Annotated in this window: 20 protein-coding genes and 1 tRNA gene; 8 read left to right on the forward strand and 13 right to left on the reverse strand. The window is 32.2% G+C overall.

Annotation, left to right across the window (positions count from 1 at the left end):
- Positions 1 to 91: 91 nt before the first annotated feature.
- Together QLS71_RS18445 and QLS71_RS18450 are read right to left on the reverse strand one after the other, a co-directional pair.
- On the reverse strand, positions 92 to 610 hold the full coding sequence (locus QLS71_RS18445; RefSeq protein WP_308992257.1) for a hypothetical protein: 519 nt from the start codon (positions 608 to 610) through the stop codon (positions 92 to 94).
- A gap of 209 nt (positions 611 to 819) precedes the next feature.
- A complete protein-coding gene (locus tag QLS71_RS18450; RefSeq protein ID WP_308992256.1) occupies positions 820 to 1,773 on the reverse strand; it encodes a PhoH family protein in 954 nt (317 codons plus the stop codon).
- Positions 1,774 to 2,017: 244 nt separating this feature from the next.
- Here QLS71_RS18450 and QLS71_RS18455 point away from each other — a divergent pair, with 244 nt between their 5' ends.
- The 5 genes from QLS71_RS18455 to dnaN all read left to right on the forward strand — a co-directional run bounded on the left by QLS71_RS18455 (position 2,018) and on the right by dnaN (position 7,212).
- On the forward strand, positions 2,018 to 2,878 hold the full coding sequence (locus QLS71_RS18455; RefSeq protein WP_308992255.1) for an SAM-dependent chlorinase/fluorinase: 861 nt from the start codon (positions 2,018 to 2,020) through the stop codon (positions 2,876 to 2,878).
- Positions 2,879 to 3,013: 135 nt separating this feature from the next.
- Positions 3,014 to 3,733 (forward strand): gliding motility-associated ABC transporter permease subunit GldF, encoded by a 720-nt coding sequence (gldF, locus tag QLS71_RS18460; protein ID WP_308992254.1) that lies wholly within the window; start codon positions 3,014 to 3,016, stop codon positions 3,731 to 3,733.
- Entirely contained in the window at positions 3,730 to 4,224 is a 495-nt protein-coding gene (locus QLS71_RS18465) for a hypothetical protein (protein ID WP_308992253.1), read from the forward strand. Before gldF ends, QLS71_RS18465 begins: the two co-directional genes overlap by 4 nt.
- Positions 4,208 to 5,875 carry a gliding motility-associated ABC transporter substrate-binding protein GldG gene (gene gldG, locus QLS71_RS18470; RefSeq protein WP_308992252.1) on the forward strand — a complete coding sequence of 556 codons (1,668 nt, stop codon included), beginning with the start codon at positions 4,208 to 4,210 and terminating at the stop codon, positions 5,873 to 5,875. Before QLS71_RS18465 ends, gldG begins: the two co-directional genes overlap by 17 nt.
- 218 nt (positions 5,876 to 6,093) lie before the next feature.
- Entirely contained in the window at positions 6,094 to 7,212 is a 1,119-nt protein-coding gene (dnaN, locus tag QLS71_RS18475; RefSeq protein ID WP_308992251.1) for a DNA polymerase III subunit beta, read from the forward strand.
- 117 nt (positions 7,213 to 7,329) lie between these two features.
- Here dnaN and QLS71_RS18480 read toward each other — a convergent pair whose 3' ends face one another.
- The 3 genes from QLS71_RS18480 to QLS71_RS18490 form a co-directional block, all read right to left on the reverse strand.
- Positions 7,330 to 7,668, reverse strand: a complete 339-nt coding sequence (locus tag QLS71_RS18480) for a DUF4870 domain-containing protein (RefSeq protein ID WP_308992250.1) — start codon at positions 7,666 to 7,668, stop codon at positions 7,330 to 7,332.
- A 90-nt stretch (positions 7,669 to 7,758) separates the two neighbouring features.
- Positions 7,759 to 8,223, reverse strand: a complete 465-nt coding sequence (locus QLS71_RS18485; protein WP_308992249.1) for a c-type cytochrome — start codon at positions 8,221 to 8,223, stop codon at positions 7,759 to 7,761.
- 16 nt (positions 8,224 to 8,239) lie between these two features.
- Positions 8,240 to 9,085 (reverse strand): universal stress protein, encoded by an 846-nt coding sequence (locus QLS71_RS18490; protein WP_308992248.1) that lies wholly within the window; start codon positions 9,083 to 9,085, stop codon positions 8,240 to 8,242.
- A gap of 627 nt (positions 9,086 to 9,712) precedes the next feature.
- On the opposite strand from QLS71_RS18490, the gene QLS71_RS18495 reads away from it, so the two are divergent.
- Both QLS71_RS18495 and QLS71_RS18500 read left to right on the forward strand, forming a co-directional pair.
- Entirely contained in the window at positions 9,713 to 10,765 is a 1,053-nt protein-coding gene (locus QLS71_RS18495; RefSeq protein WP_308992247.1) for a M28 family peptidase, read from the forward strand.
- Between the two features lie 61 nt (positions 10,766 to 10,826).
- Complete coding sequence (locus QLS71_RS18500; RefSeq protein ID WP_308992246.1) at positions 10,827 to 11,840, forward strand: M28 family metallopeptidase; 1,014 nt, start codon at positions 10,827 to 10,829, stop codon at positions 11,838 to 11,840.
- 11 nt (positions 11,841 to 11,851) lie between these two features.
- Here QLS71_RS18500 and QLS71_RS18505 read toward each other — a convergent pair whose 3' ends face one another.
- The 3 genes from QLS71_RS18505 to bshB1 form a co-directional block, all read right to left on the reverse strand.
- Positions 11,852 to 12,244 carry a hypothetical protein gene (locus QLS71_RS18505; protein ID WP_308992245.1) on the reverse strand — a complete coding sequence of 131 codons (393 nt, stop codon included), beginning with the start codon at positions 12,242 to 12,244 and terminating at the stop codon, positions 11,852 to 11,854.
- Positions 12,245 to 12,311: 67 nt separating this feature from the next.
- Positions 12,312 to 12,387: transfer RNA gene (locus tag QLS71_RS18510), tRNA-His, on the reverse strand.
- A 114-nt stretch (positions 12,388 to 12,501) separates the two neighbouring features.
- Positions 12,502 to 13,221 (reverse strand): bacillithiol biosynthesis deacetylase BshB1, encoded by a 720-nt coding sequence (bshB1, locus tag QLS71_RS18515; RefSeq protein ID WP_308992244.1) that lies wholly within the window; start codon positions 13,219 to 13,221, stop codon positions 12,502 to 12,504.
- A gap of 515 nt (positions 13,222 to 13,736) precedes the next feature.
- On the opposite strand from bshB1, the gene pckA reads away from it, so the two are divergent.
- Positions 13,737 to 15,368 (forward strand): phosphoenolpyruvate carboxykinase (ATP), encoded by a 1,632-nt coding sequence (gene pckA / locus QLS71_RS18520; protein WP_308992243.1) that lies wholly within the window; start codon positions 13,737 to 13,739, stop codon positions 15,366 to 15,368.
- A gap of 442 nt (positions 15,369 to 15,810) precedes the next feature.
- On the opposite strand, the gene rlmF is transcribed toward pckA, so the two are convergent.
- From rlmF to QLS71_RS18545, 5 genes are all read right to left on the reverse strand, one after another.
- The gene (rlmF, locus tag QLS71_RS18525) at positions 15,811 to 16,719 is read right to left on the reverse strand and encodes a 23S rRNA (adenine(1618)-N(6))-methyltransferase RlmF (protein WP_308992307.1); all 909 of its coding nucleotides are present in this window, start codon (positions 16,717 to 16,719) and stop codon (positions 15,811 to 15,813) included.
- A 10-nt stretch (positions 16,720 to 16,729) separates the two neighbouring features.
- Entirely contained in the window at positions 16,730 to 17,317 is a 588-nt protein-coding gene (locus QLS71_RS18530; protein WP_308992242.1) for a TMEM175 family protein, read from the reverse strand.
- A 148-nt stretch (positions 17,318 to 17,465) separates the two neighbouring features.
- Positions 17,466 to 18,749 carry a bile acid:sodium symporter family protein gene (locus tag QLS71_RS18535; RefSeq protein WP_308992241.1) on the reverse strand — a complete coding sequence of 428 codons (1,284 nt, stop codon included), beginning with the start codon at positions 18,747 to 18,749 and terminating at the stop codon, positions 17,466 to 17,468.
- 3 nt (positions 18,750 to 18,752) lie between these two features.
- On the reverse strand, positions 18,753 to 19,415 hold the full coding sequence (locus tag QLS71_RS18540) for an aspartate/glutamate racemase family protein (RefSeq protein WP_308992240.1): 663 nt from the start codon (positions 19,413 to 19,415) through the stop codon (positions 18,753 to 18,755).
- A 19-nt stretch (positions 19,416 to 19,434) separates the two neighbouring features.
- On the reverse strand, positions 19,435 to 20,835 hold the full coding sequence (locus tag QLS71_RS18545) for a four-carbon acid sugar kinase family protein (RefSeq protein WP_308992239.1): 1,401 nt from the start codon (positions 20,833 to 20,835) through the stop codon (positions 19,435 to 19,437).
- Positions 20,836 to 20,838 lie beyond the last annotated feature (3 nt).

Raw genomic sequence — 20,838 nt, forward strand, 5'->3', positions numbered from 1 at the left:
TGTAATTTGTTTAGTAATGCCAAACAATAAGTAAATAAAAAAAGGAGCATAAACATGTTCCTTTTTTTATTCTTATAAATTTAATATTGATCTATTTAAATCGAATATTGTAAGTAACACCTACACCAACGTTTTGTAAATCGACATCGTTTTCAGCAAATGTGTTTTGATAAAAACCGTAAATATTCCAATCGCGGTTATGGTAACCAATTTGTGGGTTTACGTATAACCCACCGTCGTTATTATCAATATTAGTTAAAAAACCATACCCAACATCAGTCCCTATAAACAATCCATTAGGTGTAAAGTAATAACGCGCAAACCCTGCTACAGGAACGACTCCAAAATCTTCAAAATCATCTTTTGCAAAATAATGACTATAACCAGAAGCGACACCAATGGCGAAATTTGGGTTAAATAAATACTGGCCTCTCAAATCTACACCTAAATTAAATGATGATAGATCGCTGGCATCGCCTACTGGAATTCCAGCAGTTAATCCTGCTTTTAACCATGAGTTGTTTGGCGTAATATCAATTTCTGTTTGTTGTGCAAAAATTGAGCTTGATCCTATTAGTCCTATTCCAATAATTAAAAATAATTTTTTCATAATGTTCTTTTTTTTTTAATATTTATACTGCAAATCTCGACAACATATCCCTAGAAAATTTACACGATTATGAATAAAGTTTATAGAATTAAAAGAACCCTTTTCCAATAAAACACCTAATGTATTGATTGCCTGATACAAGAGGATTATGCAAAAAAAAGCCAATTACATTTATAATTGGCTTTTGAATAAATTTTATGCTTTTTTAATTAATCTACGTGCTCGATGCTTTTATAAGCTTCAATAACCTTTTTAACTAAACGATGACGGATAACATCTTTATCATCTAAAAAGATCATACCAACACCTTCCACATTCTTTAATATTAACAAGGCTTCCTTCAAACCAGAAATAGTACGTCTAGGCAAATCTATTTGTCCAGGATCTCCTGTTAATAAAAATTTGGCGTTTTTACCCATACGGGTTAAAAACATTTTCATTTGATTGTGTGTGGTATTTTGGCCTTCATCTAAAATGACAAAGGCATTATCAAGTGTACGTCCTCTCATAAATGCCAAAGGCGCAATTTGTATGGTACCATTTTCTATATACAAAGCTAGTTTTTCAGCAGGTATCATATCTCGCAATGCATCATATAAAGGCTGCATGTATGGATCTAACTTTTCTTTTAAATCGCCTGGTAAAAAACCGAGGTTCTCCCCTGCTTCAACTGCTGGACGTGTTAAAATAATACGCTTTACCTCTTTATTTTTAAGAGCCTGTACCGCCAAAGCGACGCCCGTATAGGTTTTTCCCGTTCCAGCGGGTCCGATAGCAAAAACCATATCGTTGTTACGCATGCTTTCTACCAATTTACGTTGGTTTGCTGTTTGTGCTTTAATAAGTTTACCACCAACACCGTGTACCAAAACTTCACCGCTAAATTCGGACGTAGAATAGTCGTCGCTACTTTGACTTGTTAACACACGCTCTATAACGTTTTCATCAAGCTTATTGTATTTGGCAAAGTGAGTTAAAAGCATTTTCATACGACGATCAAATTCTTCTAACAATTCATCGTCTCCTAAGGCTTTAATTTTATTGCCTCTTGCTACAATTTTAAGTTTTGGGAAGTACTTTTTTAAAAGTTCAATATTTGCATTTTGGGCTCCAAAAAATTCTTTTGGAGTAATTTCTTCAAGTTCGATAATAATTTCGTTCAAAGGCTTATGATTTGTTTAAAAATTCCTTCTAAGATTACGGATGATATGGTTAACTCAGACGAAATGATTTATTAGTTTTATTCCGTTATTTTTATTTTAAGAAATATGACTTTAACCTGTATTTTTAGTGTTAAACATAAAAATGAAAACAAAAAAATTATGTAGGTTTGTTACATCTCTGTTAAAACTCAAAAATACATAAATTTGGGTGTATTAACGTTAAAAACATATCAACAATTTGCCAATGGCGATAATAACATTAACTACCGATTTTGGAGAAAAAGATCACTTTGCAGGAGCGACAAAAGGTGCCATATATAGTGAATTGCCCGACATTAAAATTGTTGATATCTCACATTCAGTGTCTCCTTTTAATATTTTAGAAGCAGGTTATATTATTCAAAATGCTTACAATAGTTTCCCAAAAGGCACCATACATATTATTGGTATCGATTCCGAAATGAATGAAGAAAATAAACACATCGCTTTAAAACTAGATGATCACTTTTTTATTTGTGCGAATAATGGTATTATGAGTATGATTTGTACTGAAATTGCTCCTGAAAAAATTGTTGAAATTAATATACATGATAAAGTCCAAACCAATTTCCCTGTATTGGATGTTTTTGTAAAAGTGGCATGCCATATAGCTCGTGGAGGTACGCTGGAAGTTATTGGTAAAAATATTCCGGAAATTAAGCCTACTAAAAACATCACCCCTTTTGTAAATGACGATAAAACCCAAATTATTGGTAGTGTTATTTATGTTGATAATTATGGGAATGTAATTACAAACATTAAACGTGGCTTTTTTGAAACCATCCAAAAAGGAAGGACTTTTGAAGTTTCGGCAAGAAATAATAAGTTTAAAAAGATCCACAACAGATATAGCGATATTGTAAATTTTGAAATTCCTGAAGAAAAACGGCATGATGAAGGTCGCGGTTTGGTAATTTTTAATTCGGGAGGCTTTTTAGAAATTGCCGTTTATAAAAGTAATAGTGCCACAGTGGGTAGCGCCTCTACTTTAATGGGGCTTAGTTTAATGGACACTGTTAGTGTTAATTTTAACACTGAATCTATGCTTCCAAAAAGTCTAGACTAATTATTGAATAATAAATATTGATAAGAATTGTTAAACTGGAATTTCTTAGTAATTTTGAAACAAATTTTTAATGACGCTAGACCACTTTTAACTTTTAACTTTTAACTTTTAACTTTTAACTTTTAACAAAAATAAATGCTCACCATACTTAAAAAAGAAATAAATACATTTTTTGCCTCGCCTATCGGGTATTTAGTAGTTGGTATTTTTTTATTACTTAATGGATTATTTTTGTGGCTCTTTAAAGGTGAAAATAATATATTAGATTATGGTTTTTCCGATTTATCCTCGTTCTTCTTATTAGCGCCTTGGATATTAATTTTTCTGATTCCTGCGGTAACCATGCGCAGTTTTTCAGATGAAAAAAAACAAGGCACTTTAGAGTTGCTACTTACAAAACCTATTACGCATTTAAACATTGTTTTAGGAAAATATTTTGGTGCGTTTGTTTTAATTTTAATAGCTCTTTTACCAACCTTATTATATGTTTACACCGTTTACCGATTAGGTAATCCCGTTGGTAATATAGATTTTGGCAGTACAATGGGGTCTTATTTTGGTCTGTTATTCTTAATTGCTGCTTATACGGCTATTGGCATATTTGCTTCTACGCTATCAGATAATCAAATTGTAGCCTTTATAACATCAGTCGCTATTTGTTTTATGTTTTATATTGGTTTTGAAAGTCTTGCCGACTTTGCTTCAAGCAATTTTATAGAACAATTAGGCATGAACGTTCATTACAAAAGTATCAGTCGAGGTGTTTTAGATACACGAGATATTATATACTTTTTAAGCATCACAGCATTCTTTATAATACTAACAAAACTAAATATTAACAAGGAACAAAAATGATTTTAACACCACTGTTCGTTATTTTTTTAATAGTCGTTTTTTTATTAGTTTGGGCATTTACCAACACGATAGATAAACGCAAATGGCTAAGTTTTTTAATAAGCATCGTATTAACACCCATCGTTTATTTTTTTGTGTTTTATCCGCTTATAAATATTTTTAGTAGCTACCACCACGAAAAGCATTTTGATGGAGAAGCTTGGACTGCCAAACCTGCTTTACGCTACGAAATGAGCAATGAAATAACCAAACTACAAATGTTTAAAGGTAAAACCAAAAACGAAGTAAAAGCTATTTTGGGAACCAGCGAATGGTATGGTTGGGATGATAGTATTAAAGCCAATTCGCCTAATAAATGGAATTACAATTTAGGTTATAAACCTGGTGCCTTTAACCTAACTCAAGAGTGTTTGGAGTTAGAATTTAAAAACAATAAAGTTGAAAGTATTAAACAATATCAATTAGAAACAAAATTTGAAGAAGCACCTTAAACATATAGCAATACTTTTACTGATATTAGTTGCCATTAATTACATTAGTAGTTTTGCCTTTAAACGTTTCGATTTAACCGAAGACAAACGCTATACCTTAAGCGATGCAACTATTAATATTATTAAAAAAGTAGATTCACCTATTGAAATAGACGTATTTTTAAGCGGTGATGATTTTCCTTCGGAATTTAGGCGTCTTCAAAATGAAACCAAACAATTGCTTGAAGAGTTTTCATCTGAAAATAAAAATATTATTTTCAATTTTATTAATCCGTTAGAACATGATGCTACCCGAGAACGTAACATTCAGCAATTAACAGACAGAGGCTTAACTCCCATGCAGTTAAGTGTTCAAGAAAGTGGAAAAGCATCTCAAGCCATTATTTTTCCCTGGGCATTAGCAAGTTACAATAATGAAACAGTTCTAATATCACTTGTAAAAAACAAAATAGGCACATCACAACAAGACTTAGTTACCAATTCTGTACAACATTTAGAATATGCCTTTGCCGATGGGTTTAGTAAATTAACAAACCCAAAACACCATAAAATTGCTGTTTTAAGAGGCAATAAACAATTAGCAGATAAATACATTGCCAATTTTATAAAAAAACTAGGCGAATATTATTTTATTGCGCCATTTACTCTAGATAGTGTTGCTAGTAATCCTCAAAAAACACTTGAAACGTTAGAAAATTTCGATTTAATAATTTCAGCAAAACCTACCGAAGCGTTTACTGAAGAAGAGAAGTTAGTGCTTGACCAATATACCATGAATGGGGGAAAAAGCTTGTGGCTTATTGATGCTGTTGCTATGGAAAAGGATAGTTTGTATAACGATACTGGAAAAAACTTTGCGACCACCAGAGACTTAAATTTAACCGATTTCTTTTTTAAATACGGAGTTCGTGTTAACCCTGTTCTGGTAAGTACATTATACTCCGCTCCTATTACTTTGGCTATGGGCGAAGGTAGCGAATCGCAATTTCAGCACTTACGTTGGCCATATTCACCTTTAGCATCAACAAACGACACACATCCGATTGTTAATAATTTAAATTTTGTGAAATTTGATTTTGCGAATCAAATAGATACGCTTAAAAACAACATTAAGAAAACGATTCTACTTGAAAGTGCCCCCTTAACAAAACTTGAAGGTACGCCTAGAGAAATTAGTTTAGATATTGTTACGCAAGATCCAGACCCTGCTACATTCAACAAAGGAAATCAAACCTTAGCCGTTTTATTAGAAGGTGAGTTTACTTCGGTTTATGACAATAGAATAAAACCATTCAAACTTAAAAAAGAACGAAATAAAAGCATTCCAACAAAAATGATTGTAATTGCCGATGGCGATGTTATAAAAAACGAAGTTTTTAGAAACGCACCTCAAGAATTAGGTTTTGATAGATGGACGGGACAAACCTTCGGTAATAAAGAATTTTTACTGAATGCTGTTAATTATTTACTAGACGATAATGGACTTATAAACATTCGTTCGAAAGAAATAACCGTTGAATTTTTAAATCAGGAAAAAATTGCTGATGAAAAAATCAAATGGCAAATTATAAACATTTTACTTCCGCTACTGCTATTAGGGGCTTTCGGAGTACTTTTTAATTATTTCAGAAGAAAAAAATACGCTCATTAGCATATGTTTTCTAGAGTAAAAATCTCCTGCCTTGTGGGAATAAATGTTAATAAGTTTGTTTCCAATATTAGTATGTATAGAATATATTTGTAAGTAGTATAATTAAAACTTAAACGAAGTTCTTTTTAGATGATACACTACTGTTTTACAACTTACTTTAAAAGCTTTAAAACAGAACCAATAAAGCATCAAACCTTAAAAAAAATCAAGATTAGCACATGAAATTTATAGTATCAAGTACCTATTTATTAAAACAATTGCAGGTTTTAGGCGGTGTTATTAACAGTTCGAACACCTTACCTATTTTAGATAATTTCTTATTTGAATTAGATAATTCCACATTAACAGTTTCGGCAAGCGATTTGGAAACTACTATGGCTTCTTCACTAGAAGTAGAAAGTGATAGTAAAGGTAATGTTGCTATTCCTGCCCGATTGTTATTAGATACTTTAAAAACATTTCCTGAGCAACCCTTAACTTTTGTTGTTGAAGAAAACAATACAGTTGAAATTAGCTCTAATCATGGTAAATACGCCTTAGCTTATGCTGATGGAAACGAATTTCCTAAAGCTGTTTCTCTTGAAGACCCAAGTAAAACAGTAGTAATTGGCGATGTATTGGCTACAGCTATAAGTAAAACTATTTTTGCCGCTGGAAATGATGATTTACGCCCAGTAATGAGTGGTGTGTTTTTTCAATTTTCTACAGAAGGTTTAACATTTGTTGCAACCGATGCTCACAAACTAGTTAAATACACACGTGAAGATATTAAAGCAAGCCAAGTCGCAGAATTTATCATGCCTAAAAAACCTTTAAATTTATTGAAAGGGATTTTAGCTGGAAGTGAAAATGAAGTTACTATTGAATACAACGATTCGAATGCTAAATTCACTTTTGAAAACTCTGAGTTAATCTGTCGTCTAATTGATGGTAAATACCCTAACTACGAAGCGGTAATTCCTAAAGAAAATCCAAATAAACTAGTTATAGACAGAAACCAATTTTTAAACTCTGTGCGTCGTGTTAGTATTTTCTCTAACAAAACAACACATCAAATTAGATTAAAAATTGCAGGTGCAGAACTTAATATTTCAGCTGAAGATATTGATTACAGCAACAAAGCTGAAGAACGGTTAACTTGTGATTACCAAGGTGATGATATGCAAATTGGTTTTAACTCACGCTTTTTAACAGAGATGTTAAATAATCTAAGTTCTACCGATGTACAGTTAGAAATGAGCATGCCAAATAGAGCAGGCATTTTAACACCTATTGATGGTTTAGATGATGGCGAGCAAGTAACGATGCTAGTAATGCCTGTGATGCTGAATAGCTAACAAAATACTGCTTATAAGCAGCAATCTAATAAATAAAAAAGCGACGCTCTTGATTTACTCAAAACTGTCGCTTTTTCTTTTTCATAAAATAGCTCCTACTTTCGCAAGAACTCTTCATTAACTAATAAAATTAAAAGATAAAGGGTACTTTGGATTTTCCCCATTACTGGCTTTTATAGCATTTATTATTGGAAAAATAATGGATATAATTCCTAATACTATAAAACCTAATATTCCCAATCCTAACAATAAAATTAATGGGATACATATTATAAAATACACAATTAGGCTTAATTGAAAATTTATAATATTTTTACCGTGTGTATCCATTTGATACACTTTATCTTTTTGGGTTACCCAAATTATTAATGGTATTAACAAACTACCAAAGCCTGTTACCAAAGTAACTAATTGACTTAAATGGGTAATTACTAAAAGTTGATTGTCTTCTCTCATGATGGTTATTTTTTTTGATTGATACTTATAAGACGAATAAATCAAAAAAATGTTACATTATTTATGATTAGATTTTTAATGTGACATACTTTACCGCATGCCTTTACCCATATTCTGATTGTAATGTTCTTCAAACCATTCTGGTTGTTCAATATCATTATTAAAAATAAAATCTGCTATTTGTTCTATATCTTTTTCCGGATATAGTATTTTTGGCATTATCCCAAAACGTTTAACAGCACCAAACATTTTGGCATTTATTTCATTTGGATTTTTAATCCAATTTTGCATATCGTTTGTAAATGCTTCCTGTGTAGTGTTTTTAAAAATATAACGCCTTTTAATTGCAATCATTGGTGGTGCAAGACGTGTTTCTTCACTTGTGGTGGCATCATGGCAAGCATAACAATATGTTTCCATAAGTTTTTTACCAGGATGTGATTCTACTGTTTTATTATAAAAATCTGTTGAACTCTTATAGTCTGCATCACTCTGTTTATTTTTACACCCCATAGTACTGAAAAACAGCACCCATATAAACACCGATAATTTCATGTTTTATTCTTTATAATTAATCCTTACTATTTTTCATTACCAAAAAAGGTATGTCTATCTTAAATGCCATATTTTCAAAAGTGTTCTTACTAAATAAACGTTCTAAAAAGGAATACTTACCTGTAGACATTGCAATCATTTTAATAGCATTTGTTGTTGAAAATTCATGTATTGCTTTATAAATATTATTATCTTTTACATGCAAATATTTAAAAATGGGATATCTGAAATTCGATTTAAAAAAATCAATACCACTATTCAATTCTTCCGAGAGATCATAATCACAAATAACATGTAAAACAAATAATTTGCTATAGTTTAATGACAATATATCTACTAACGGATCAAAATCAGCCCTCTTATAGAGTCTTTGATAACTAGTTGTGAATGCTATTTTTTCTAAACTAGAAAATTTACAATTATCTGGGATTGCTAAAACAGGTACATTACTGCGTTTAATAACATGCACGGTATTACTTCCAAAAAGCACCTTGCTTAAGCCCGATGCACCTTTAGTACCCATAATTATTAAATCAATTTTATATTTTTCTGAAACTTGATTGATGGAATCTATAAAGTTATCATAGTCTACAACAGTTTTAAACTGATGTTTTTCGTTATTATACTGAGCTTTAATCTTTGTTATGATATTGGTAATAGATTTTTTAGAAGCATCTACAATAGTATTATAGATAGTTGTTGAAGCATTAGCAACCATTATATCATCAGAAATAAATGATGATGTTTTTTGTACATTAAGAATATAAAAAACACATGGTACATTTTTATAAAGTTCCATCGCATAATTTATAGCATTAATTGAATTTTTAGAAAAGTCGGTTGGTAATAATATCGCTTTCATGTGTATATTTTATTATTATTTAAGGTTACATACTCACCATTATCTTCCTTAATAAGTTAAAATGTCTTTCAATTCAATTTTATAAAAGTTAATATTCAAGAAAATTTTAACAATAAAATTGATTAATAGTAAAAATAAACAGGGTTTATTAAGAAAACTATGATAAATGTCAGTTCTTAAAAACTCATGTTTTATACAAAAAAATTAATTTCAAGGCATCGTGTTTCAATACATAAAATAGGACCTATACGCTATAAACTAATTTCATTAAATGAATCGAATCCCTCCTACTTGGGTTAATAATAATTATAACTACTCGTATGTATGCCAAAATAAAGCCTTCGTTTCTGGTAAAAAACTTACTTATAGGGCTTCATACAACATGGTATTTATATATATATTCCTTAAGTTAATATGAAAACTAATAAGACAAAGTTTAACATAAACTACTAAAATTCAACATATTGAAATAAATAACAATTATTTAAATACACTATAGTAAGTAATTTCTTCAATTTATTATTATATTTGTCCCAATAACAAAAAAACTAACATTCAAAGCGTTTTCCTACCCCAGAGAATGATTGTACTGTAAGTTATAAGATAACTAAACAGCTTGATTTACAAATGAAAACCTTTTGCACACTCTCTGCGTTTGCGTTAATTGGTACATGTGCCACACCAAAATACTCTGCAAGAATACAAAGTATAAAAGACAGTATTAAATTAGAAGATAGTACTTTGATTGTTAACTATGCCAATACAATAACAAGTGAAGAACTAAGCATTCATCTATACAATTTTTCTTCAAAAGATTTTGAAGGAAGACGTGTGGGGGAAATTGGAGCGAAAAAAGCAGCAGAATTTCTTAAAAATTACTATGAAAACGAGGGAATTGGATCGCCCTTTATGACTAATAATTACTATCAAAATATACCCGAAGACTTTTTAACAAACGGTATAAAGGCTTCCGAAAATGTGCTAGCATATATAAAAGGTTCTGAAAAACCAGAGGAAGTTATTATAATTTCTGCGCATTTAGATCATCTAGGGGTCACTGATAAAGGACAAATAAACTTTGGTGCAGATGATGACGGGTCGGGTACTGTAGCAATTATGGAGATTGCACAAGCCTTTAACATAGCAAAAAAAGAAGGCTATAATCCAAAGCGAAGTATTCTATTTCTACATTTTACTGCAGAAGAAATTGGAAGAAAAGGTTCTGAATATTATGTGCTTAATCCAGTATTTCCATTAAAAAATACCGTTGCCGATCTTAATATCGATATGATTGGTAGAGTTGACGCTATTCACAAAAATAATAAAAACTATATCTATCTTATAGGTTCTGACAGGTTAAGTAAGGAACTTCACTACATTTCAGATAAAGTTAATAACGCATTTTATAATATTGATTTAGATTATAGATATAATGTTGAAGGAGAAAAAAATCAATATTATACCCGATCAGACCATTATAATTTTGCTTTAAAAGATATCCCTGTTATATTTTATTTTAATGGCGAACACAACGATTATCACAAGCCCACCGATACGCCTGATAAAATTGAATACCAATTATTAGAAAAACGTACAAAACTTATTTTTGCTACCGCATGGCAAATTGCCAATCAGACTAAACGACTTGAAATAGATTCCAATAACAAGTTACTTAATTAGCTTCAAAATTGTTTTACTTAATTGATTTTTGTATTATAGTGCAAAATTAATGCTTCAACAAATGAAAAGAACCACCTTACTTTTATGCATCACTATTTTAATAGTAAGCTGCAGTACCTGTCAAAATAAAAATACCTCAAAAAATACTGCAAAAGCGACCGATTATGATAAAATTATTACTGCAGACAATTTAAAAGAAGCACTTTACACCTATGCTTCCGATGAGTTTGAAGGTCGAAAAACAGGAGAACCAGGCCAGAAAAAAGCTGCTGAATTTATTAAAAATCATTATATCGCTTTAGGAATACCTTCCCCAATTGCAGAAGGTGATTATTTTCAAGATATCCCAACTTCTTTTTTTAACAGTGATGTTAATAATCCCTCTGAAAATGTATTAGCTTATATAAAAGGTTCAGAAAAACCAGATGAGGTTGTTATAATTTCTGCACATTTAGACCATATTGGTATTTCAAAAAACGGAGACATCAATAACGGTGCCGATGATGATGGCTCTGGCACAGTTGCCATTCTAGAAATTGCTAAAGCTTTTAAAGCAGCTGTCGATAAAGGCTATGGTCCAAAGCGTACCATTCTTTTTTTACATGTTACAGCTGAAGAAATAGGACTTTATGGCTCACGTTATTATACCGATGTAGATCCTATTTTTCCTTTAAAAAATACTGTAGCCGATTTAAATATTGATATGATTGGGCGTGTAGACCCTAAACACGAAAACCAACGTAACTATGTATACTTAATAGGTTCTGATAAATTAAGTAAAGAATTACACAATATTTCTGAAACTGTAAATAAAAAATATTTTAATATGGAGTTGGATTATTCTTATAATGATGATAATGATCCCAACCGTTTTTATTACCGCTCAGATCATTACAACTTTGCCAAAAACAACATTCCAGTTATCTTTTATTTTAATGGTACTCATGCCGATTACCATAAACCTACTGATACCCCTGATAAAATTCAATATGATCTTTTAGAAACCCGAGCCCGCCTCATTTTTCATACGGCTTGGGAGTTAGCGAATAGAGACGAAAGAATAAAAGTAGACTAGTTTATAACTATTTATTCAAAATCTATAATGTAATCTGCTTTAACAAATTCAATAGGTTCTACAGGAAATAAAAGAGGGTTATCATCTACAACAGCATAAGATAAAATACAAGAGCTATTGGCTGGTATAATGCGACATTGACTATTAGGAGCACCTGTAACGGTTGTACCACCCCCAATTGTTGTAGTTATTTGAGGAAGCCCTTTTACTTCAAAATTATTTGAATTAATAAATTCAATCTCATACGATAAGGATTCTTCTTGAGTCTCAGTTTGAGGTGTAAAGATAAAACTTATAAGTTTATACGTAACAGGTTGTGTGATTATATCATCGACTGAATCGTCACTAGAACAACTAAAAAACAATAATGTTACAATAACGAATAATACTTTTAATGATTTCATAAGCAAATAAGTTTTAGTTTATCTTACAAAAAAAGCCTTTCAATTTCTTGAAAGGCTTTTGCTTTTTGGGTGGAAGACCGGGCTCGAACCGGCGACCCTTGGTACCACAAACCAATGCTCTAACCAACTGAGCTACAACCACCATGTAGCACGCATTATTAATGCGAGTGCAAATGTAATTGATTTCAATCTTTTCTACAAAGACTTTTTTGAAAATTTTAAAGTAATTTTACAAATAAAATACTGTTTATAGATAACTATTTCAAATTGAACAAACTATCAACAGCAATAAAACGTTCTACATTAAAACCTTCTGCGTATTCTACTCCTACCAAGCGCCCTAGGTCTCTAGCTCTATATATAATACTATCAGTGAAATTTTTACTAGAAATAGGTGTTTCAGGCTCTTTACTACTTGAATCATAAAACTGTGTTTTATATGCTAAAACAGATTCTATCTTGGTTTCCATAAATTCAGAAATATCTACAACAAAATCGGGTTTTAAATTTTTCCATTGTATGTAATGATATATTTGTTTAGGTCTCCATGCTTTTTGTAGCACCCCAGCTTCTGTTTTTGTCTCAACTTTTATTAGTCCGCTTAAAAAGCAAGCATCACTTACCAACTGACTCCCTTTTCCATGATCTATGTGCCTATCATCAATAGCATTACAAATAATTATTTCGGGTTGGTATTCACGTATTTTATTTATAATTTTTAATTGGTGGGTCTTATCATTTAAAAAAAAACCATCATCAAACTTCATATTGATACGAAAAGATACGCCTAGTATTTTTGAAGCATTTTCAGATTCTTCAGATCTCGTTTCTGCAGTACCTCGGGTTCCTAATTCTCCTTGGGTTAAGTCTATTATCCCCACCTTTTTGCCATTTGCAATTTCTTTTGCTAAAGTTCCACCACAACCTAACTCGACATCGTCTGGGTGTGCACCAATTGCAAGTATGTCTAATTTCATAATTTAATATTAATTTATGGCTATTTAATCAAACTTATTAGAGTTAATATATGCTTACGGTTAGCCATATTTATGTAAACAATAAACTAAATTTTATCTAAAATCAAATAAATCCTTAAAATCTTGATTACGAATACGTTTTCGTTTATATAATTAACAACACATTACTTCAAAACATCATAATTATATAAAAATGAGATACATTTTAAAAGCATGACATTCCTCATAATTTAAAAAAACATTCCACAGTAAATTTACTACATAATCATTTAACAACTTATAATGCTCTATGCATATCACGTTGTTTCATGTAAAATTAATAAACAATTCTTAGATATGATCTCTTTAATGCTCCTCATTTTAATAATAACAATAGGACTTTTTATTTGGAGAAAATTTATGGATTACAAAGTGAAACACCATTACTGCTTATACTTTAATTATAACATTAATACTCGGGCCAATCATACGGCCATTTTAAAATAATTTATTAGAAACTTTAAAAATTGAATAAGATGAACGATTTAAAAACAAAAAAAGCCCCTTCAAGTTTAGAAGGGTATGGATTAAAAAACGTCCTTGTACATTGGAATTTATCACCTGAAAAACTTCAACAAATTACAGTTGAAAAAAACATGGGTAAAGAAACCGCAAATGGTACTTTGGCTATTAATACTGGTAAATTTACAGGACGCTCACCTCAAGATCGTTTTATTGTAAAAGACGATTATACTAACGAAAAAGTATGGTGGGGTAAAACCAATAAACCTGTATCGCCAGAAAATTTTAAAAAACTTAAAACCGAGGTAACCAAATACCTTTCTGGAAAAGAAATTTATGCCAGAGATGGCTATGTTTGTGCGGAACCAGAATTTAAAACAAAAATAAGAAGCGTTACAGAGCTTCCTTGGTCAAACCTATTTGTTTATAATATGTTTTTAAGACCTAGTGAAAGAGAGTTAGAAAACTTTAAAGAAGACTGGTTAATACTTTGTGCCCCAGGCTATGTATGCCCTAATCCAGCTGATTTTGGTATTCGTCAAGGCAACTTTTCAATTATAAACTTTACCGATAAAATTGCTTTAATTGGAGGTTCTGCCTATACAGGTGAAATGAAAAAAGGTATTTTCTCTGCACTAAATTTAATTTTACCTGTTGAAAAAAAGGTATTACCCATGCACTGCTCTGCCAATGTGGGTAAAAAAGGGGATACCGCTATTTTCTTTGGTTTATCTGGTACAGGTAAAACAACGCTTTCTGCCGATCCAGATAGAAAGTTAATTGGAGATGACGAGCATGGATGGACTGCCGAAAATACCATTTTTAACTTCGAAGGTGGTTGCTATGCTAAAGTAATAGATTTAACCGAAGAAAAAGAACCAGACATTTTTAGAGCTATTAGGCCCGGAGCTTTACTTGAAAACGTTGCCTTTAAAGCTAACGGCGATGTTGATTATATGGATAGTAGTATAACTCAAAATACACGTGTTAGCTACCCTATTTACCATATAGATAACATTCAAGAAACCCTATACGCCAACAATCCGAAAAATATATTTTTCTTAACATGTGATGCGTTTGGTGTTTTACCTCCTGTATCTAAATTAACGCCAGGTCAAGCTGCATACCATTTCATATCTGGTTATACCGCTAAAGTAGCTGGTACCGAAGCAGGAATTACAGAACCTGTTCCATCATTCTCGGCTTGTTTTGGTGAACCTTTTATGCCTTTACACCCAACTGTTTATGGCGAAATGTTAAGTAAAAAAATGCAAGAGGCAGGGGTTAACGTATGGTTAATCAATACGGGTTGGAGCGCAGGTCCATACGGCGTGGGTTCTCGTATAAAATTAAAATATACCAGAGCCATGATTACCGCTATTTTAAATGGTGAATTGGATGAAGTTGACTACGAACAAAACCCGATTTTTGGTTTATTCATGCCTAAATATTGCCCAGGTGTACCCACTGAAATTTTAGACCCTATGAATACGTGGTTACAAAAAGGTGCATATATTGGTAAAGCTATTCAATTAGCACATTCGTTTCACTTAAACTTTGAGAAATTTGCTCATCAAGCATCTCAACAAATTATAGAAGGTGGACCACTAATTGATGAACACCACCATTTAGGAGAACATATTTAATAAGTTCTTAATATCTATAAAAAGACTGTTTGAAAAGTGTAGTGCTAAGTTATTTAGAGCCTGTCGAAATATATTTAAACTAATGATCCACATCGGTTTCGACATACTCAACCTAACAAATAAAATTTAGTACATTTTTCAGACGGTTTTTTTTATTCTATAATTTAGTGCATTTATTAAAAATGTACCCTTTTAATTATTTTAGTTTTAATATAAGCTACAACCTTAAAAGGATGCATTATGTATATTTTGCACATTTTGGTATATTTTGCACATTTTGGCATATTCTGCATGTTTTGGTATATTTAACACAGAGTCACATTATCTACGGAGTATCTACTAAGCATCTACGAAGCATCCTCGGAGTATCTATGAGAATGGGGCGTTCTAAAATAACTATACAACAGGATAGGTGGTATCTATTTAATATAAAAATCAACCTTTATGAGTTCCATTCTTTTTGCTCCTCTGGGCTTAAAAATGTCCAAGCCACCATTCTTGATATTTTATTGCCATGACCCATAGGGATGGTTTTTATTTCTTTTGCTCCTAATTTCTTTAAAGAGTCGTACATGCCTTTTACCAATTCCTTTTTAGAAACCAAGGTTGTAAACCAAAAACACTGCTGTTTAAATAAAGAACTTTCATATAAATAAGTATGGAGAAATGCTTTTTCACCTCCTTTATAACACAATTCATTGTGAGTTCCTGAAAAATTCCGAACTACTTGATTTTCTAAACCATCCAAACCTTTTAGTTTTTTGGTAGTAGCCTGCAAAGCGTCTTCCTCCGATTTAAAAAAAGGTGGATTACACATAGAGGCTGAAAACCTATCGGTGGTGTTTAAAACATTTTTAAAAATTTGAGAGGCCTCATTTTGAAGTAGGAATGAAATAGAAGCACTGAGTTTATTTTTATTTATAATACGTTCAGCAGATTTTAATGATTTTTCATCCACATCCACTCCTGTAAATTTCCATTTGTATTCCGCATGTCCTAAAATAGGGTAAATACAACTCGCACCTGTACCTATATCTAAAATAGAAATATCTTGGGTTATTTTTGAAGCTAATAATAAATCGGAAAGATGATGTATATAATCTACCCGACCAGGAATGGGTGGACATAAATTAGCATCTGGAAATTCCCAAAAGTTAATACCATAATACGTTATTAATAATGCTGTGTTCAAGGCTTTAACGGCCTTCGGATTTGCAAAATCTATGGTTTTTGTTTGAAACGTGTTTTCAAATACAAATGGAGATAAATTAGGGAATGCATTACATAATGCATCCATATCGTAACCCGATTTATGTTTATTTTTAGAATGAAAATTAGGATTATTTTTGATAACTTATTTTTTAGAGATTAGATTCTTTATTAAGTGTTTTTTCAATACGATTATCAGGAATTAACCACATGACAGCTACAAAAACAAACATAAAACCACTCAACCAAACATTAAAAAATGCTGAAACAATTCCAATAATGTATAGAATTGGAGAGACTTTTCCTTTTATATCTTTACCTAATGCTCTTGATAAAATAAAACCTTCACCATGATTTTTGATGATTAAATATTGTAATATAAAATAAGCAATAGCCGCACCCAATAGAACAATCCCATACAAAAACACACTAGCGGTGGTGAAATGATTTTCACCCATCCAACCCGATACAAATGGAATTAATGAGAGCCAAAACAATAAATGCATATTGGCCCATAAGATGGTTCCTGTAACATGTTTTACTGTTTGCATCATGTGGTGGTGATTGTTCCAATAAATAGCTACATAAATAAAGCTAAGAATATAACTTCCGAAGATGGGTAACAAAGGTTTTAAATCTTCAAAAGCACCGCCATGTGGTACTTTTAATTCTAATACCATGATGGTGATAATGATAGCTAAAACACCATCGGTAAATGCTTCTAATCGTCCTTTTGTCATCTTTGAAAATCAGTTTTAATGTATCAAATTTAAACAATATTTGAATAGGATTCTAAATTGCGTTAGGGATTGAAACGGCATCCTTTTTTGAGGTACGAAAAAAAGATATAGTGAAAAGCCCGACCCTTGTGGTAACGCCCAAGAAACCTTATGCTTCTTTAGAAACTTTTTCTTTTTTCTTCCTCCAATAATTTGCCAATAAAGAGCCTGAAATATTCATCCAAGGGCTAAAAACAGCCGCAGCTAAACCAACCGTAGCCAGTTTTCCCATCGAGCCTGCCAAACCAGATGCCATCCCGCCATTTTGTAAACCGACCTCTAAAGCCACAGTTCTGCATGAATTTTTATCTAAACCTAGGGCTCTACTTATCCAATAACCAAATGTATAACCTAATGCATTATGTATGATAGACGCTAATAGTATAAAAACACCAATAGTAAGGATATGATCTCTACTTGCAGCAGTAGTTACTGTTGTGAAATATACAATACCAAACATGGAAAGTATGGGCATGAAATTATGGATTGTAGGCTTGAACGCAACCAAATGATAATATAATTTTCCCACTATAACAGCTCCAAAAATAAAGTTGATTAATTCTACCAATTGCATAGTGCTTTCTGATGAAGAGGATTCAATAAAATCCCAAAGTCCAGAAATCATAGCAACTAACCATCCCAATGCTACAAAAAAGACTGTATTTATACGTTTCCTAGCTCCTTTTAAATCTTGTGAATAAACATCATAAAGTAAAGCTGCTCCAATAGGTACAATCACTATTTTAATAATTTGAACACACATCCCTAAAAAGTCAATTTCCACATAAGTACCAGCCAAAAGTTTCATCATTAATGGCGTCATAATAGGTGCTAATAAAGTTGCTACCGCTGTTAATGTTACTGAAAGGGTTAAGTTCGCTTTTGCTATAAAAACCATAACATTTGAAGCCAAACCGCTCGAACATGAACCTATAAGAATGATACCCGCTGCAATTTCAGGTTCAAAATTAAATATACGTGTTAGCATGTACCCCACTATAGGCATGATGGTAAATTGACACAACACACCTACAAGCACTCCTTTCCCCATGGTTTTAATCCCATAAAAATCTTTGATACTCATTTGGGTTCCCATACCAAACATAACCACCTGAACCACAATAAGAATAAGCCATTTGTTACGAAGATCGAAACTTCCCCATTGTAAAAAAGCAGATGGATAAAACATACCACAGACTATGGCTACTAAAATCCATGCGGTGTATTGATAGCTTTTTAAGGAGGCTACAGACCGCATACCTACAGCTAAAGTAACAGCTGAAATTACCGATAAAGGTGCTACTAAATTATCCCAATTAATTAATACAGCTAACAAAAGAGTAACCGCCGAAATAAGTCCAATCCACAATATATATTTTTCAACCTGCTTCATCGATTACAGAATTTTAGCTAAATATTCCATAGCAATTTCTGGACTCGCTAAAATGGGTACTTTTTTATCGGCTTCTGAAAGTTGGCCTACAACTCTTGCCATAGACGCTTGTGCTAATAAAATAACATCTACTTTTTCGGCTAATTCTTTTAATGCTGAAGCCACCATTTGGTCGTGTACTTCTGGTTTTCCGCCCATTAAAGCTTCAAAAGCACCTTCACAAAGTTTAGAGGTTATTTCTACATCCTGATTTAAAATAACAGCGCGTCTTCTCACTAAATCGCTTGTAGGCTCTAAGGTTGTTGGCAACGTAGCAATCACTCCTACGCGTTTTCCTAATTGCACTGCTTTATCTACCATCGGTTGATCGACCCGTAAAACAGGTACTTTTGTTAATGGCACCGAACTTTCAACCGCTGCACCTATAGAGGAACAGGTTACCATGATATAATCGGCCCCAGCTTCTTCGGCAGACCCGATATAATTTACAACTCTACGTGAGGTATCAGGTGTTACTTTACCGCGTTCAATGGTGTTTTTTATTAAACTATCATCAACAATATTAAATATTTTAATGTCTTTTCCTTTTAAGTGTTTATCAATCAACTCTTGAAATAAAGGCACTAAAGTTGCCGAGGTATGTATTAATGCTAATGTTTTTGCCATGATATATTTAATTTATGTTTTAAATTGATTTTTTTCCTTTTTGTAATGCTCCGAAATAGGTTTCATCACCTACTTGCCCGCCTTTTAAATTAACTTCTATATTGTTTACTGGTGAATTTGGTGCCAATGCACGACACATAGGAGCTCCAATAAAAACCGGTGCAATCATTTCTACTGCTTTTATACCCAATTCTCTGGCTACATAACTAGACGTATCGCCTCCTGCAATAATTAAACGCTTCACTGGAACTTGCTCTAAGGCACGTCTTGCTGATTGACCTAAAATTTTACCGAAACGTTTTGCCGTTTGCGAACGAATCATTTGTTCATCCCAACCTTTCTTATTGAAAAATGCTTTCGTTTCTTGAAATCGAGTATCTTCAGGTCCTTTGGAGGTATGAAGAATGACGCTTTTCCCTGCTTTTAAGTAACTGGTTATTTTTTCTTGATAATCATTAATTAAACGTGCTTCTGAATCCTCATTTTCTAAAGCTTCAACTGAAACTGATATTTCTTCAAATCCGTTAGCTACTGCCCAATTAATTTGAGATGCCGTAACAGGAGATACACTTCCAGAAAGTACCAACATAGGTTGGCATTCTTCTAACACTTCCCAATCTGTTCGCTGTTTTAATTTTCCTGTTTTTGCCCAATAGTCACCCAAAGCCTTTTCTACACCTGATGAACCGACTGAAAAAAGCGGTGTGTTTTCATCAACTTTAGCATCTATAACTTCTCCTAGAATTTGCATTTGGTTTTCGTACATCGCATCAAAAAACACGATATGGTTTCCTGCTTCTATTTCTTCTGAAAGTTTTTCTTTTATTTCTAAAATATTTTTACCCAAATCAACCAAATCAATTAATCCCATAGGCTGATTGATTTGTTTAGACAGATGCATTCTTAAATCGCTTTCATGTGAAGGTGTAATAGGATGTTTACTCATAGACGGATGTCTGTCTAATCTATAAATAGCACCTTGACTACCAATGCCCATACGTGCGTATAAATGTCCGAATGCGGCATAACGACCCAAATTTGGTGCAGCTACTAAAATAGGCGTAAATTCATTATTAAAAGTACGTACTCCACATTGAATGGCTGTTCCTATATTACCTATTTCGGGTGAAGAATCAAAGGTTGAACAGACTTTATAATGGACATGTCGTGGTTTTAATTGTATTAAAGATTGAAAGGCTTTATCTAAAACGCTAGCCATTTCATCAGGAACCATAGCACGCGTCATTCCTGCAACACCAATGGCATCCAAATCTTTAAATTGCGTAAGAAGTTCTATAGTTGGATTTTCTAGAAAAAGTACGGTTTTTGCTCCTGCTCTACTTAAAAATTCGAGAGCATCAGTAGAACCTGTAAAATCATCACCATAAAAAGCTAATAAAATATCTTTAGTCTTTTCCATGAA

The organism is Mariniflexile litorale (assembly GCF_031128465.2).
GTDB lineage: Bacteria > Bacteroidota > Bacteroidia > Flavobacteriales > Flavobacteriaceae > Mariniflexile > Mariniflexile litorale.